Annotated in this window: 17 protein-coding genes; 5 read left to right on the forward strand and 12 right to left on the reverse strand. The window is 70.4% G+C overall.

Annotation, left to right across the window (positions count from 1 at the left end):
• From L2I40_RS08290 to L2I40_RS08310, 5 genes are all read right to left on the reverse strand, one after another.
• On the reverse strand, window positions 1–222 hold a 222-nt coding region (locus L2I40_RS08290; protein WP_237214437.1), incomplete at its 3' end, for a hypothetical protein.
• A 159-nt stretch (window positions 223–381) separates the two neighbouring features.
• Window positions 382–1,251 carry an inositol monophosphatase family protein gene (locus L2I40_RS08295; RefSeq protein WP_237214438.1) on the reverse strand — a complete coding sequence of 290 codons (870 nt, stop codon included), beginning with the start codon at window positions 1,249–1,251 and terminating at the stop codon, window positions 382–384.
• Window positions 1,252–1,340: 89 nt separating this feature from the next.
• Complete coding sequence (locus L2I40_RS08300; RefSeq protein WP_237214439.1) at window positions 1,341–1,769, reverse strand: GFA family protein; 429 nt, start codon at window positions 1,767–1,769, stop codon at window positions 1,341–1,343.
• A 166-nt stretch (window positions 1,770–1,935) separates the two neighbouring features.
• Window positions 1,936–2,505 carry an elongation factor P gene (efp, locus tag L2I40_RS08305; RefSeq protein ID WP_237214440.1) on the reverse strand — a complete coding sequence of 190 codons (570 nt, stop codon included), beginning with the start codon at window positions 2,503–2,505 and terminating at the stop codon, window positions 1,936–1,938.
• A gap of 96 nt (window positions 2,506–2,601) precedes the next feature.
• Entirely contained in the window at window positions 2,602–2,979 is a 378-nt protein-coding gene (locus L2I40_RS08310; RefSeq protein ID WP_237214441.1) for a hypothetical protein, read from the reverse strand.
• A gap of 81 nt (window positions 2,980–3,060) precedes the next feature.
• Between L2I40_RS08310 and L2I40_RS08315 the strand changes: the two genes are divergently transcribed.
• The 3 genes from L2I40_RS08315 to L2I40_RS08325 all read left to right on the forward strand — a co-directional run bounded on the left by L2I40_RS08315 (window position 3,061) and on the right by L2I40_RS08325 (window position 5,650).
• Entirely contained in the window at window positions 3,061–4,278 is a 1,218-nt protein-coding gene (locus tag L2I40_RS08315) for an ImmA/IrrE family metallo-endopeptidase (protein WP_237214442.1), read from the forward strand.
• Between the two features lie 68 nt (window positions 4,279–4,346).
• On the forward strand, window positions 4,347–4,718 hold the full coding sequence (locus L2I40_RS08320; RefSeq protein WP_237214443.1) for a hypothetical protein: 372 nt from the start codon (window positions 4,347–4,349) through the stop codon (window positions 4,716–4,718).
• 170 nt (window positions 4,719–4,888) lie between these two features.
• A complete protein-coding gene (locus tag L2I40_RS08325; RefSeq protein WP_237214444.1) occupies window positions 4,889–5,650 on the forward strand; it encodes an FkbM family methyltransferase in 762 nt (253 codons plus the stop codon).
• Window positions 5,651–5,899: 249 nt separating this feature from the next.
• On the opposite strand, the gene L2I40_RS08330 is transcribed toward L2I40_RS08325, so the two are convergent.
• Window positions 5,900–6,871: a lysine-2,3-aminomutase-like protein gene (locus L2I40_RS08330; protein ID WP_237214445.1), complete on the reverse strand. Its 972-nt coding sequence runs from the start codon at window positions 6,869–6,871 to the stop codon at window positions 5,900–5,902.
• A 35-nt stretch (window positions 6,872–6,906) separates the two neighbouring features.
• Here L2I40_RS08330 and epmA point away from each other — a divergent pair, with 35 nt between their 5' ends.
• Entirely contained in the window at window positions 6,907–7,965 is a 1,059-nt protein-coding gene (epmA, locus tag L2I40_RS08335) for an EF-P lysine aminoacylase EpmA (protein ID WP_237214446.1), read from the forward strand.
• Here epmA and L2I40_RS08340 read toward each other — a convergent pair.
• The 5 genes from L2I40_RS08340 to L2I40_RS08360 form a co-directional block, all read right to left on the reverse strand.
• The gene (locus L2I40_RS08340; protein ID WP_237214447.1) at window positions 7,958–8,665 is read right to left on the reverse strand and encodes an FkbM family methyltransferase; all 708 of its coding nucleotides are present in this window, start codon (window positions 8,663–8,665) and stop codon (window positions 7,958–7,960) included. The genes epmA and L2I40_RS08340 overlap by 8 nt on opposite strands.
• Window positions 8,658–9,290, reverse strand: a complete 633-nt coding sequence (gene thiE, locus L2I40_RS08345) for a thiamine phosphate synthase (protein WP_237214448.1) — start codon at window positions 9,288–9,290, stop codon at window positions 8,658–8,660. Before thiE ends, L2I40_RS08340 begins: the two co-directional genes overlap by 8 nt.
• 32 nt (window positions 9,291–9,322) lie before the next feature.
• Window positions 9,323–10,063 (reverse strand): sulfite exporter TauE/SafE family protein, encoded by a 741-nt coding sequence (locus L2I40_RS08350; RefSeq protein WP_237214449.1) that lies wholly within the window; start codon window positions 10,061–10,063, stop codon window positions 9,323–9,325.
• Window positions 10,064–10,108: 45 nt separating this feature from the next.
• Window positions 10,109–11,500, reverse strand: a complete 1,392-nt coding sequence (locus tag L2I40_RS08355) for a carotenoid oxygenase family protein (protein WP_237214450.1) — start codon at window positions 11,498–11,500, stop codon at window positions 10,109–10,111.
• Window positions 11,501–11,619: 119 nt separating this feature from the next.
• Window positions 11,620–12,543, reverse strand: a complete 924-nt coding sequence (locus L2I40_RS08360; RefSeq protein ID WP_237214451.1) for a LysR family transcriptional regulator ArgP — start codon at window positions 12,541–12,543, stop codon at window positions 11,620–11,622.
• A gap of 72 nt (window positions 12,544–12,615) precedes the next feature.
• On the opposite strand from L2I40_RS08360, the gene L2I40_RS08365 reads away from it, so the two are divergent.
• Window positions 12,616–13,236 (forward strand): LysE/ArgO family amino acid transporter, encoded by a 621-nt coding sequence (locus tag L2I40_RS08365; RefSeq protein WP_237214452.1) that lies wholly within the window; start codon window positions 12,616–12,618, stop codon window positions 13,234–13,236.
• A gap of 218 nt (window positions 13,237–13,454) precedes the next feature.
• On the opposite strand, the gene L2I40_RS08370 is transcribed toward L2I40_RS08365, so the two are convergent.
• Window positions 13,455–14,366 carry a class I fructose-bisphosphate aldolase gene (locus L2I40_RS08370; RefSeq protein ID WP_237214453.1) on the reverse strand — a complete coding sequence of 304 codons (912 nt, stop codon included), beginning with the start codon at window positions 14,364–14,366 and terminating at the stop codon, window positions 13,455–13,457.
• Window positions 14,367–14,537: the final 171 nt, after the last annotated feature.

Below are 14,537 nucleotides of genomic sequence, written 5' to 3' on the forward strand. Positions count from 1 at the left end.
CGTCGCCGCGAGCCGGCGCCCGATCTCGCCCAGCGCCTGCGCCGCGCCCGCCGGCAGCGTGCTGTCGCCGGCCCGGAACAGCACGCGATAGGCGCCCTGCGGCAGCGGCGTCATGCCCGTCGGCAGCGCGAGCGGCGGGGCAGGGGCCCCGCGCGTCTGCGCGCCCGCCGGTGGGGCGAGGGCGAGCAGCGGCAGGCCAGCGAGACTCCGGCGGCGAATCATTGTCCCCACCCTAGCGACGCCCCGCCCCCCGCGCCATGCGCGGTCCTGTCAGCGTGCGAGGGGGGCGCCCCCAATCCCCTCTCCCGCTTGCGGGGGAGGGTGGCCGAGCGCAGCGAGGGCGGGTGGGGGTCCGAGGATCAGCGGATCAGCGCCGCCGCGTCACTCCCGCGCCGCCGCCTTCGCGGCCTCCGCCGCGGCAATGCCGTCCGCCACCACCTCGCGCAGCTTCGGCTGCAGCGTCGGGTTCCCGCAGACCACGAAGCCGCTCTCGTAGAAGCCGTCGCCGCCCTGCGGGTCGGTCACCATCCCGCCCGCTTCCCGCACCATCACGATCCCCGCCGCGATGTCCCAGCGGTTCAGCCCGAGCTCCCAGAACCCGTCGTACCGCCCCGCCGCCACCCAGGCGAGGTCGAGTGCCGCCGAGCCGAACCGCCGGACGCCGGCCACCTGCGGCATCAGCTTCGCGAGCGTGAAGGTGAACTCCGCCTTCCGCTGCACCTTCGCGAAGGGGATGCCGGTCGCGAAGACCGCCTGCACCATCTCCCGCCGCCCCGACACGCGCAGCCGCTTGTCGTTGAGGAAGGCGCCCATGCCCTTCTCGGCCCAGAACAGCTCGTTCGCCGCCGGGTTGTAGATGCAGCCCGCGACCAGCTCGGTCTTGTCCTCCGCGATCCGCTTCTCGACGCCGACGCTGATCGCCCAGTGCGGGATGCCGTGCAGGAAGTTCGTGGTGCCGTCGAGCGGATCGACCACCCAGCGCCACTCCCAGTCGCCCTCGGCCCGGCTCGCCGCCTCGGCGTGGCCGCCTTCTTCCCCGAGGAACGCCCAGCCCGGCCGGGCCTTCGCCAGTTCCTCCTTCAGCGTCTGTTCGGCGCGGAGGTCCGCCTGGCTCACGAAGTCGCCCGGTCCCTTCGACGAGACCTGGAGGTTCTCCACCTCCCCGAAGTCGCGCAGCAGCCGCCGTCCCGCCTTCTGCACCGCCTGGTGCACGACGTTCATGGAGGCGGAGAGACGCGGCGACACGGCCATGATGGCAGATCCTGAAAGAGCGGGAGGCGGCGCTGTGTAGGCCAGGGCCGGTGCGGCTGGAACCCCGCGCGCCCCGGCGCCGCTGCGCCTCAGCCCTTCGCGCGCCGCGGGATGGCGCCGAGCGTGTCGAGCCAGGGCAGGGCGGAGCCGCACCAGATCTGCCCGACCGGCCGCAGTTGCGCGCGCTGGCGGCAGGTGCCGGTGCGCAGGCTGTGCACCTTGGGCTCCGGCCCCTCCGACGTCGAGGTGAGCGGCGAGCCGCAATCGGGGCAGAAGGTCTGCACGCGCCGCGCACCGCTCTCGGCGGTCTTCACATAGGTGGTGGGCGTGCCGGCGAGCAGCCGGTAGCCGCCCGGCACGGTCAGCGCGACGGTGCGGAAGGCGCTGCCCGAGGTCGCCTGGCAATCCGTGCAGTGGCAGAGGAGGATCCCGGCCGGGTCGAGTTCCGCCTCGTAGCGGATGCGCCCGCAATGGCACTGCCCATCCACCTGCATCGCCGCCTCCCTCCCGTGCATCATGGCACGGGACAACGGAGCCGCGCGATGTTCAGGCGGCCGGCAACGCCGGCCGAGGCCGCGAATGCGGCCCGCGCGCCGGGCTACCTAAGGGCAGGGCGCGCCATGTCTGAGGCGCGGAAGCCAAGCGCCGCGGAGGCGGCGCGCCGGCGTTTGAGGGCGAAGGGCGTCAGCCCTTCGCACGCTCATAATACGACCCGTCCTCGGTCTTCACGACGATCTTCTCGCCCGCCGTGATGAAGGGCGGCACCATGGTCTTCACGCCGTTCGACAGCACCGCCGGCTTGTAGGAGGAGGAGGCGGTCTGCCCCTTCACCACCGGATCGGCCTCCGTCACCTCCAGCACCACCGTCTCGGGGATGTCCATGGAGACCGGCTCGCCTTCGATGAGGCGGACGTTGACGGTCATGTTCTCCTGCAGGAAGGCCAGGCGGTCGCCGAGGATGTCCTTGTTGACCTGCGTCTGCTCGTAGGTCTCCGGGTCCATCAGCACGAGCATGTCGCCGTCGGCGTAGGAGTAGGTGAATTCCTTGTCCTCGGTCGTCAGGCGTTCGACGGTGTCGGCGGTGCGCCAGCGCTGGTCCTTCTTGGCGCCGGTCTTCACGTTGCGCATCTCGACCTGGATCACGGCTGCGCCCTTGCCGGGGATCATGATGTTCTGCTTGAGGATGGTGTAGCGCTGGCCTTCGAACTCGATGACCATGCCGGCACGCATCTGGTTGGCCTGCATCTTCGCCATGGGGGCGGGTGTCCGTGATCGCGTGGTGTGTGGGAGAGGCGCGCCGATACAACGCGCGGGTGGGGGAGGGCAACAGGCCGGTGCTTTTCACCTAGCCTACTCGGCAGGCGATGGCTGGCTGGATGGCCGCTTCGGAGCTGAGCGCAGACGTCTCTCCAACACGCGACGTCGGTCGTTAAGTGCCTCAGCCTGACCAGAATTGAAGTGCCAGAGAAGCCCAATGGTCGCTACCGCAGGCGCAACGCTAACGACACAAATAACGGACGCTAGAACAACATCAATTTTTTCATCAGAAACGAAACTAATGAGGCACAGAAGGGCATACAATATTGCGGCCCAAACAAGATTTGTTGCCGCATAAAACTTAAAGTCCCGCTCGTAATTCACTCGAAAAACCGCAAAATCTGCTGTCAAATTTTTCAGTTTATCCTCAAGCATCGCGTCGATGACGCGCTCATTCTTTAATTCGTCCAAACTTTCCTCTAGTATTCGGATTCTGCGTTCGGTAGGGGCGATCCGAAGGTCCCCCACCATCTGTAAGGCGGCTGTCCCAGCGTGGATACCCACACCAAGCTGGACAACGCTACTGAAGTCGCCATAATTCATCACGAATCGTGGGGGGTCTGCTTGCAACGTCTGCCTAACCCTGAGGCTGTTTCTGTTGCGCTGCAAGCCCGCAATCATACTTTTGGAACGCTTGCAGCGCGCTTGCGCCTTGAGGAGCAGGTGGTCCGCGCTGTTTTGACCGCGCCCCCTCCTAACAGTATAACTCTGCTTAAGAAAATTGCGCACGAACTTGGTGTGCCAGAGTATTTTTTCTTTTTGCGGCGCGTTCCGCCTCTGAATCCACCCCTATTAGATTTCCGCGCAGAAAAACCGGCGCCGGCCACGCTCGGCAATGAGGCCCGTAGAGCAATCGACGTCGCCCAAGACGTCCAACGGCTCGCTCGGAAGGTCGGCTATCGGTCGGCTTTCAATATCCAAGGTAGCCTTGCCGAGCTTGAGAACGAAAGTTTTGCTCTTGACGTCCGAGACAAGCTTCAGGTCGGGGTGTCGGAGCAGGCATCTGTGGCTTCGCCGGATAAATTCTACAAAATCTTGAGGTTCAGCGTCGAGACCACCGGCATCTTTGTCTTGCAGAGCAGTTTTGATGAAAAGGACGGGAGCGGCTGCGCTCTCGCATCAAAAGATGTGCCTGTGGCGGTTATCAATACAAGGCGGCAGAATAGCGCCCGCCGGAGCTTCACATTGGTCCATGAGCTCGCTCACCTAATACTGGGCAACAATGGAATCATAGATCCTTTCGAGAAAAAGAACCGAGTCGAAGTTGCGTGTAACAGATTTGCTGCCAATTTTCTCATGCCCGCTGCGTTTGTTAAGGCGGCGTTCGCTAGTGTCGGCTTTTCGCGGCATACACTCCGCCGCGATATCGCCGCTATCGCGCGGAAGATGTCTACCAGCCAGCAAGCCACAGCACTGCGGCTCGAAACGCTCGAACTGGTACGGCAAGGAACTTACGACGCGTGGCTCCAGCAGGTGCAGGGGGCAAATCCTGACTTTGGCAATTCAGGAGGCGGAGGCGGGCGCGTCGAAGAGGAGAAGTACAAGCTTGCTTCGTATGGCTTTACTTTCGCGAGAGTTTTCTCGGCCGCAGTAGACACCGGCCAGATAGACGAAGTTGAACTGCATCGCTCGACTGGTTTGAAGGCAAAATGGCAACAGAGGTATTTTGAGTTCGCTGAGAACGCGGTGCCCGTGGACGCGGGCGACTGACCATGCCTATGTGTGCCATACTCGACTGCAGAGCGCTGCTGCAAATCGCCAGGACGCAGGACGTAGGCTTGCGTGACGCAGTTTTTACTCTAATGGCAAATGGCTGCTTGGGAGTGCCCGCGCGCGTTGTCGAGGAGTTAGATGAGCACTACAATGACGAGTTCCGCGCTCTGCAAAATTTGGCGGTTGCGCGTCTACGACCAGGTCCCGCGGCGCACTTGGCCATTGCCGACTTTGCGGACGCCGTTCCGGACGGCTTCACGCCGACCGTCTATGACAATTCGGACTACGCGGTGGGCGGGATTGCTCTGGACTCACAAATTAGGATTTACACGGTGCAGAACCGGATCAACTTCTATGCTGCTGCGTTTCAAAACGCGGGCGTAGGTCATGACGTGAGGGACGTGATGTTCCTCACGCCCTGCGCTAATTGCCGTTAGGGACGGCCACCCGCGTCCATCCCGTAATGGCCGCCCCTTGTGCTGGGCTGCGCGATCTGGCCGCCGCATTGCCCCCGCCCGGGCCGCGCCCGCCGCCCGGCTGGGGCACACGCCACCGAACCCGGCCGGGGTCCTGGCGCGTTGTCTGCGGTCACGCAGGAAAGCCGGACATGCACGCCCAGACCCTCGACACGCGCCTCCGCCCGGTCGCGCGCGCCCTCCGCGACGCGCTCCGCCCCGGCCCGCCGCCCTTCCCGCAGGACGCGCCGCCCGACCGCACCTTCGCCTTCCGCCTCGCCGGCCTCCGCCTCGAAGTCCCGCGCGCCGTCCTCGGCCCCGACACCTGGCGCGCCCTCAACGACCGCACCTATGAACGCAACGAGCTGGACCTGCTGCCCCGCCTGCTGCGCCCCGACGACACGGTGCTGGAGGTCGGCGCCGCGCTCGGCCTCGTCTCCGCCCGCGCCGCCCAGCTCGCCCGCCGCGTCGTGGCGGTGGAGGCCAATGCCGACCTCCTCCCCATCGCCCGCCGCACCCACGCCCTGAACGGCGTGGAGGTGGAGCTGCTGCACGCCGTCGTCGGCCACACGGAAGGCGAGGCGGATTTCCACCTGCACCGCGAATTCTGGGCCTCCTCCACCGCGGCGCGGCCGGACACCCGCCACCTCCGCCTGCCGGGCCGCGCGCTCTCGGCCCTGCTGGCGGAGATCCGGCCGGAGGTGCTGATCGTGGACGTGGAGGGGGGCGAGGTGTCCTTCTTCGAAGCCGAGGCGCTGCCGGGCCTGCGCCAGGTGGTGGTGGAGCTGCACCGCTGGGCGACCGGCCTCGCGGGCATCGCCCGCGTCTTCGCCGATCTCGGCGCGGCGGGCTTCGCCTATGACCCGGAGCTGTCCGCCGGCCAGGTGGTGACCTTCGGCCGGGCGGAGGCATGATCCGCTGGCCCCGCCCGCATCGTTCGTGCTATGTTCCTGCCGAGGCGCATCGCGCCGCCGCTCTTTGACCCCGCCCCATCCGTCCTCGTCCCTGAATTCCTCGACCGCGCGGTCAGCCTATCGAAAACGGCCGAAAACCCATTCCCGACCACCCGGTCAGCCCACCCGGCGCCCCCCGCCCCATTTGTCCGAAACCCGCATCCGCGCCGGCCCGCGTAAAGCGGTAAAGCGCCAAAGTGCCAAAGCGGCTCAGGCGACCCAGGCGACCGGGACCTTCCCCCCGCCGCCGGCGGTTTCCACGACATAGCTCGGCTGCCCGAGCCCGCTGAGCCGGCCGCGCAGCGCCGCGACCAGCCGCAGCCCCTCCGCCGGCTCCACCCGGAACCGCGCCGTCCCCGGCGCCTTGTCCAGCTGGTGCAGGTAATAGGGCTTCACCCGGTGCCGCAGCATTGCCCGGAACAGATCCTCGAGCGCCGCCGCGGAATCATTCACCCCGCGCAGCAGCACGCTCTGCCCGAGCAGCGCTGCCTTCCCCGCCAGCCGCCGCAACGCCCCGGCCGCTTTGTCCGAAAACTCCCGCGCATGGTTCGCATGCACGCAGAGGTAGAGCGCCCGGTCGGTCTCCAGCGCCGCCGCCAGCGCCTCCGTCACCCGCTCGGGATCCGCCACCGGCACCCGCGTGTGCACGCGGATGATCTCCACATGCGGGATCCTCGACAGTTCCCCGACCAGCCAGGCCAGGCGGCGGGGGCTCAGCATGAGCGGATCGCCGCCGGTCAGGATCACCTCCCGCACCTCCGGCGTCGCGGCCAGCCAGGCGATCGCCTCCCGCAATTCAGCCTCGGTCAGCAGGCCCCCATCCGGCCCCACCACCTCGCGCCGGAAGCAGAAGCGGCAATAGACCGGGCAGGCCAGCAGCGGCTTCAGCAGCGCCCGGTCCGGATAGCGCCGCACGATCCCCTTCACCGGCGTGAAGGGCGCATCCGCGGTCGGGTCGTCCAATTCGTCCGAAAGCGTCACCAGCTCCGCCGCATCCGGCACGTATTGCAGCCCGATCGGGTCGTCCTTGGTCTCGATCAGCGCCGCCACCGCCGGCGTCACCGCGATGGCATAGCGCGAGGCCACCGCCTCCAGCGCCGCGACCTCGGCCGGCGCGACCAGCCCGGCCTCGGCCAGTTCGCTGGCCGAACGCAGGGTGCGTGAGAGGGTGGTCTCGGGCATACCGGGCGGGTAGCCCCGAAGCCCCCGCGACGTCCATGCCCCAACCCCAAGCCACGCCCCCCTGGCACCCCGAGCAGCTCGCCGCGCGTCTGCCCTTCCTCCGCCGCCGCGCCCGCCTGACGGCCGCGACCCGCGCCTTCTTCGCCTCGCGCGGCTATGCCGAGGCCGAGACGCCCGCCCTCGTCCCCGTGCCCGGCATGGAGGTGCATCTCCGCGCCTTCCGCAGCGAGTTCCGCCCCCATCTCGGCGCCGGGCGCGCCACGACGCTCTGGCTCCGCACCTCGCCCGAGCTCGCCCTGAAGCGCCTGCTGGTCGGCGGCGCCGGCAAGGTCTTCGAGCTGGCGCGGGTGTGGCGCAACGGCGAGTGCAGCCCCCGCCACGCCCCCGAATTCACCATGCTGGAATGGTACCGCCCCGGCGCCACCCTCTCGGACTTTATGGACGAGACCGAGCAATTTGTCCGAAGCGTGCTCCCCGCCACCGTCGCCCACGGCAACGTCACCACGACGGTTTCAACGACCTTCGAGCGCCTGACCATGGCCGAGGCCTTCTCGCGGCACGCCCATGGCCTCGACATCCTGGCCACCGTGGACCCCGCGACGGCCGAGGGCGACGGCCCCGCCCTCCACGCTGCCGCGCGCCGCGCCGGCCTCGGCCTCCCCCCGGGCCTGGGATGGGAGGACGCCTTCTTCCACCTCCTCCTGACCCACATCGAGCCCGCCATCGGCCGCGACCGCCCGACCTTCCTCACCCACTGGCCCGCGCCCCAGGCGGCACTCGCTCGCCGCGACCCTGGCGATCCCCGCGCCGCGCTGCGCTTCGAGCTCTTCGCCGCCGGCCTCGAACTCGCCAACGCCTTCGACGAGCTGACCGACCCGGCCGAGCAGCGCCTCCGCTTCACCCGCGACGTCGAGGCCCGGAAAGCCGAGGCCGGCGAGGAAGGCTGGGAGGTGGACGAGGATTTCCTGGCCGCCCTGGACCACGGCATGCCCGCCGGCTCCGGCATCGCGCTGGGCTTCGATCGCCTCGCGATGCTGGCCTCGGGCGCCGAGCGGATCGACCAGGTGCTCTGGCTGCCCTCCGCGGTCAGCTGAGCCTGGCGAGCACCTCCGCCGCCCGCTCGATCGGCCAGGCGTAGAAGGTGAAGACATAGGGGTCGGAGGCCCCGAACACCGAGGGATCCGGGCTCGCCACCTGCATCGTCGCCGCGTCGAACTCCGCCAGCGGCCGCATCGCGCCGCCGAGCCAGAACCGCGTCTCGTAGCCGAGCGAGGCGAGCAGCGCCGGCACGTCGCGCGTGGAGCCCGCGCGGTGCCGCTCCTCCACCTCCAGGCTGAGCACCGGGCGGCAGCGCGTGAGCGTGGCGGCGGCGCCGCGCAGCACCTCCTCCTCGAAGCCCTCGGCGTCCACCTTCATGTGCTGCAGGTCAGCGAGGCCGAGGGAGTCGACGGTGATCACCTCCACCGTGTGCCGCTCGGTCGTCACCGAGCCGAAGCTCTCGTAGCTCTTCGCGAGGCTCGCCCACTGCTCCGCCGCCACCCCGTCGAGCACCGGCACGGACAGCGTCAGCGTCCCCGGCTCCGACCCCAGCGCCTCTGGCCGCAGCTCCATCGCGACGCCAGCGGCCCCCACCGCCGCGCGCAGCCGCGCGAAGGCCGAGGGCAGGGGCTCGAAGGCCACGACGCGCGCACCCTGCAGCCGCGCGAGCGGGATCGCGAGCAGCCCGTCATGCGCCCCCACGTCGAGGATCGTTCCCGCCGCGTGCAGCCGCGTGTGGAAGCTCAGCTCATCCATGAGACGCCGCCGCGATGGCCGCGTTCATCGCCCGCACGCCCGCCGCCGGCCCCTCCGGGTGCGACCACACCGCGCCGATCACCGCCAGGAAGTCAGCCCCCGCCTGCACCAGCGGCGCGCAGTTCGCCGCCGTGATCCCGCCGATCGCGACGCAGGGAATCTCGAACATCTCCGACCACCATTCCAGGATCTCCGGCTCCGCATGGTGCCGCACCTCCTTGGTGCCGGTCGGGAAGAAGGCGCCGAAGGCGACGTAGTCGGCGCCCGCCTCGCCGGCCTCCATCGCGAGGTGCCGCGACGCATGGCAGGTGACCCCGATCGTGGCCTCGGGCCCGAGCAGCTTGCGTGCCGCGACCGGATCGCCGTCCTCCTGGCCGAGGTGCACCCCGTCGCAGCCGCTGCGCTTCGCGAGGTCCATGCGGTCGTTCATCAGCACGGCGACGCCGCGCGCCTGCGCCACCGGCAGGATCGCCGCCGTCGCGCGCAGGATGTCGTCGTCGGATGCCCCCTTCAGCCGCACCTGCAGCGCGGCGACGTCGCCCCCATCCAGCGCACGCGCGAGGTCCTCGGCGAAGCCCGGCGGCAAGGTGGGCGGCGTGATGAGGTAGAGGCGGCAATCCGGCATGCCCCGGCCTTACCGGATCGCGGTGTGGCGCGCTATGCGACGCCGCGCCACGCCAGTGCCGCCCCGAGCGCCAGCAGCGCCAAGAAGAAGCCGCGCCGGAAGGCCGAAGGCGGGAGCCGCATGCGCAGCCGCATGCCGATCCACTGCCCCGCCAGGGCCGGCGCCACCGCCAGCACCGATCCCCCGGCGCGCCCCGCATCGAGTGCGCCCTGCCAGGCGAGGCTCAGCGCCAGCGCCAGCGTCGCCACGAGGAAGCCGAGGCCGAGCGCCTGCACCATCGCGTCCCGCGGCAGTCCGAGCGCGGCGAGCCAGGGCACGACCGGCATCACGAAGACCCCGGTCGCCCCTGTCACCACGCCGCCCGCAAGCCCGACCGGCACCGCGCTCCGCCGCTCGAGCGCGGGCGCGATCGTGAGCGGCGGCGCGACCAGCCCCCAGGCCGCATAGGCAAGCAGCGCAACGCCGAGTGCAGGCAGCGCCGCGGCGCCGCCGATGACGTAGCCGCCGAGCAGCGCGCCCGGCACCAGCCCCGCGAGCATCGGCCAGAGCCGGTGCAGCAGCGGCCGGAGCGCCGGTCCGCCCGCCTGCGCGATGTTGGTCAGCAGCGAGGGCAGCACCAGCAGCGCCGCGGCCTCGGCCGGCGGCATGAAGAGCGCGAGCAGCCCGACCGATATGGTCGGCAGCCCGAGCCCGATCAGCCCCTTCACGCCGCCGGCGAGCAGGAAGACGGCGACGACGAGGGCGAGCGAGGGCGTGTCCATGCGCGCGAGCATGCACCCGTCCCGCGACGGATGCTTCGGCCCGCGTCGAAGCGCGCGCTATCCCGCGACCCAGTTGCCGTGGAAGCCGAAGGGCACGCGGTGCGGCAGGTGGACCGCCGCGACCGGGCCGCGTTCGATCGCCTGGGTGTCCAGCACGAGAAGATCGCTCCGCCGGTCGCGTGCGCGCCAGGCGACCGTCAGCAGCCAGCCGTCGCCTTCCGGCGCATCGTCGCCGCGCGCGACGAAGACGGCTTCCGACAGCGCGTCGCCGGGCGGCACCTCGAAGGCGTCGGCGCGGCCGCGCAGCAGGTCGCACCAGAGCAGCCGGTCGAAGATCCCGTCGCCGTGCCGGCTCACCACATAGGCGCCATGACGGTTCGGCAGACCGGTGCGGCGCTCGTCGATGCGCGGGAACTCGCCGTTCTCCTCGTCGAGCGGATCGGTGCGCATCACGTCGCCCGCGGCGTCGAGGTCGAGCGTCCAGCGCGTCAGCCGCGCGCGCGTCTCTGCCGGATCTGAGCGTTGCCCGTCGCGCAGCGGGAAGAGCGGCGGCACGTCGTACTGCAGGACATCGGCGACGATGCGCCCCGGCTCGTCCCAGGCGTTCATCAGGTGGAAGACGTAGCCGGCCTCGGCGCGGAACCAGCGCAGCGAGGCGACGCCGGCGTCGCGCCGCATCACGCCGACATAGCCGCCGCGTTCCGGTTCCCAGGCGAAGGGCAGGCCCTTCGTCATGGCGCGCCATCGGCTGCCGGCCAGCGGCAGCACGGGGAACAGCACATGGCGCTGCGTGATGGCGAAGTCATGCACCATCGCGCAGTAGGGCGCGAGGAAATGCTCGAGCTTGCCGATCCGCCCGTCGGGCTGGACGGTGCCCCAGCTCATCAGCGGGCTGAGCGGCGCATCGGCCGAGCAGCCGAAGAAGAGCAGGTCGCCGGTTGCGGGGTCGCGCTTCGGATGCGCGGTGAAGGGACCCTTCAGGATGCCGCGGAAGCGCTCGACGCCGCGCGTCTCGAGCGTCCGCGGATCGAGCTCGAAGGGCAGGTGCCCTTCCTCTAGCGCGTAGAGCCGGCCAGCGTGCCAGATCACGTTGGTGTTCGCGACGCCGGTGTTGCGGATGGACAGGCCCTGCAGCGTCGGCTTCGGGTACTCGGGCAGCAGCGGCCGTCCGGCGGCGTTCTCGGCCTGCCACTTGTGCGTGCGCACCCAGCGGTTCCGGTAGCTCGTGCGCCCGTTCTCGAGACGGAAGGCGTGCACCATGCCGTCGCCGAGGAACCAGTGGCAGCCGGCCGTGGCGGGATCCGAGAACTGCGGATTGGGCCCGTTGCGGTAGAGCGTGCCGCAGAGTTCGCGCGGGACCTCGCCGCTGATCGTCAGCGCGGCGATGTCGTATTCGCAGTCGATGGGCGCGAGGTTGCCCGCACGGTGAAACACCGAGCCGTCCGGCATGCCCGCATCGCTCCAGGGAGATGTCTGCGAGGCACAACGCGGCGGCGTGGCCCGGCTTTGCGCGGGCGTGTCGCGGCGCAAGTCACAGTCGAGACAGGACGGCCCCGCAGCGATCGGCGTCAGCGTGGCGTCGTTGCGCCGCGCCGCCGCATGACCAGGCTGGCCCGCGCGGCCGCGACGACCTCGGTCGTCAGCGCATCGAGCAGCCGCGCGCCAAGACGCGCATGCTGCCAGTGCAGCGCGACATCGAGCCGTCGTCCGGGTCGGAGCTCCACGAGCCGTCCCGCCCCGATGTGCGGCTCAACCAGCATCAGCGGGTTCATGCACCAGCCGAGGCCCGCCAGCGCGCCGTCGAGGAAGCCCTGGGTCGAGGGCACCCAATGCGCCGGCGCGCCGAGCGTGATGCCGAACGCATCTTCCGCCCAGCGCGCCTGCAGCGCGTCCCGGCGGTCGAAGCGGAGCACCGGCATCCGTGCCAGCGACTGCGCCGTGACTCCCTCCGGACAATGTCGTCGGAGGAAGGCCGGGCTCGCGACCGCCGCGTAGCGCAGGACGCCGAGCGCGGTGATGCGGCAGCCCTGCACCGGGGCCGGATCCGTCGTGACGGCGGCGAGCACCTCGCCGGAGCGCAGGCGCTCCGCGGTGTGGCCCTCGTCGTCGATCACGAGATCGAGCAGCGCGCCCGTCCGCTCCGCGAAGCGCGCGGCGGCGGGGAGGAACCAGCTGCCGAGGCTGTCCGCGTTCACCGCGACGCGCAGCGTCGTCGGCGTGCCGGGCGCGTCGCCACCGATCCCCGGCAGCGCGGCCGCCAACTCGCCTTCCAGCAGATGCACACGCTCGGCATGCGCGCAGAGCCGCGCGCCGGCCGGCGTCGGCACGGGTGGTTGGCCGCGCACGACCAGCACGCAGCCGACCCGTTCCTCCAGCGCGCGGACCCGCTGCGAGACGGCCGAGGCCGTCACGCCCAGGGTGGCGGCGGCACGTTCGAAGCCGCCCTCGCGCACCACGGCGGCGAGGGCGGCGAGGGAAGCGTAGTCGAGCACCTTAAATTCCGCTTCACATGCATTAGGAAGTTGAGCTGGTCTACATCCCGGGCGGTCGGCAGGAAAGCGGCGATGACCGACCTGCCTGCCTTCCTGAGCGGCTTCGCCCTCTCGGCCGCCCTCATCGTCGCCATCGGCGCGCAGAATGCCTTCGTGCTGCGCCAGGGGCTGCGGCGCGAGCATGTCGGCCCGGTGGTCGCCTTCTGCGCGCTGGCGGATGTGACGCTGATGGCGGCCGGCGTGGCCGGGCTGGGCGCGCTGCTGGACGCAACGCCGGCGCTGACCCATGCCCTCGCGCTCGGCGGCGCGGCGTTCCTCGGCTGGTACGGGCTCGGCGCGCTGCGGCGTGCGTGGCGGCCTTCGGCGGGGCTATCGGGCGATCCGCGCGGCGAAGCGCTGACGCTGCGCGCGGCCCTGCTGCGCACGGCGGGGTTCACGCTGCTCAACCCGCATGTCTATCTCGACACGGTGCTGCTGGTCGGCGCGGTCGGCGCGGCGCAGCCGGGCGGGCAGGGGGCCTTCGTCGGTGGGGCGGGGCTGGCCAGCGCGCTGTGGTTCGCGGCCCTCGGCTATGGCGCGCGGCTGCTCGCCCCGCTCTTCGCGCGCCCGGTCGCCTGGCGCGTGCTGGATGGGGTGGTCGGCGTGACGATGCTGGCGCTGGCGGCGGGGCTGGTGGCGGTGGCAGCCGGGTAGCGCGGAGGCTACGGGTCGCTTCCGCCAGGCGTACCCCCACCCGCCGCGCCTTGGCGCGGCACCCTCCCCCGCTTCGCGGGAGAGGGGATTGCAGGCCGCCTGATCGGTTGCGCGGTGCGGCGAGGCCTGTCTGCCCCCCGGTGCCCTGCCGCGGCGTCCTGTCTCGGCGCCAATCCGGGGTCCCCACGACGCCGCGAAGCGGTGTCGTGGGGATATGGTCAGCCCTGGTAGACCGCGATGATGTCGGAGAGCAGCTTCAGCGCCTCCGCCTTCGGGCGCTGGAAGGCGTTGCGGCCCATGATGGAGCCGTTGCCGCCGCCGGCATGGATCGCGCGGACCTCGTTCAGGATGTCCTCGGTGCCCTTGGCCTCGCCGCCCGAGAAGACCACCAGGCGCCGGCCGCCGAAGCAGGCCTGCACCACGTGGCGGAAGCGCGCCGCGGCGTCGTTGTCGACCGGGTTCTTCTCATAGGTCTTCTTCGCGGCATCGAGGCTGATCGCCGCGGTCGGCGGCTTCACCTTGATGATGTGCGCGCCGGTCAGCGCGGCCATGTGCGCGGCATAGGCGCAGATGTCGAGCGCCGTCTCGCCCACCTTGTCGAGCATCGGGCCGCGCGGGTAGCTCCACACGACCACCGCGAGGCCGCAGGCCTTCGCCTCGGCCGCGAGCTCGCGCAGCTCCTCCATCATCTCGAACTGGAACTCGGAGCCCGGATAGATCGTGAAGCCGATCGCCGAGCAGCCGAGGCGGAGCGCGTCCTGCACCGTCGCCGTCACCGCCTGGTCCTTCGTGGTGGACAGGCTGTTGGAGCTGTTGACCTTGAGGATCGTCGGGATGCAGCCGGCATAGGTGGCCGCACCCGCCTCGATCATGCCGAGCGGCGCGGCATAGGCGTTGAGCCCGGCCTCGAGCGCGAGCTCGAACATGTAGCGCGGGTCATAGCCGGCCGGGTTCGGCGCGAAGCTGCGCGCCGGGCCGTGCTCGAAGCCCTGATCAACGGGCAGGATCACCATGCGGCCGGTGCCGCCGAGCTTCCCCTGCATCAGGATGCGGGCGAGGTTCGCCTTCGTCCCGGGGTTGTCGCTCTCGTACCAGGAGAGGATCTCCTGGACCTTGGGCGTCAGGCGCATGTGTCGGCTTCCTCTGGATCGCGCATCGGCGGATGCGGCGCGTCCTACCGCTTGATGGCCTCGCTGTCATGGGGGTGGGCGGCCAACCATCGCGCGAGCGGGAGCCGCGCGCCGGCCCGGCGGAGGTCGAGGGTGCCGAGATCGAGCGCGGGCGGGCGCGCGGGCAGCAGC

The organism is Falsiroseomonas oryziterrae, assembly GCF_021864505.1.
Lineage (GTDB): Bacteria > Pseudomonadota > Alphaproteobacteria > Acetobacterales > Acetobacteraceae > Falsiroseomonas > Falsiroseomonas oryziterrae.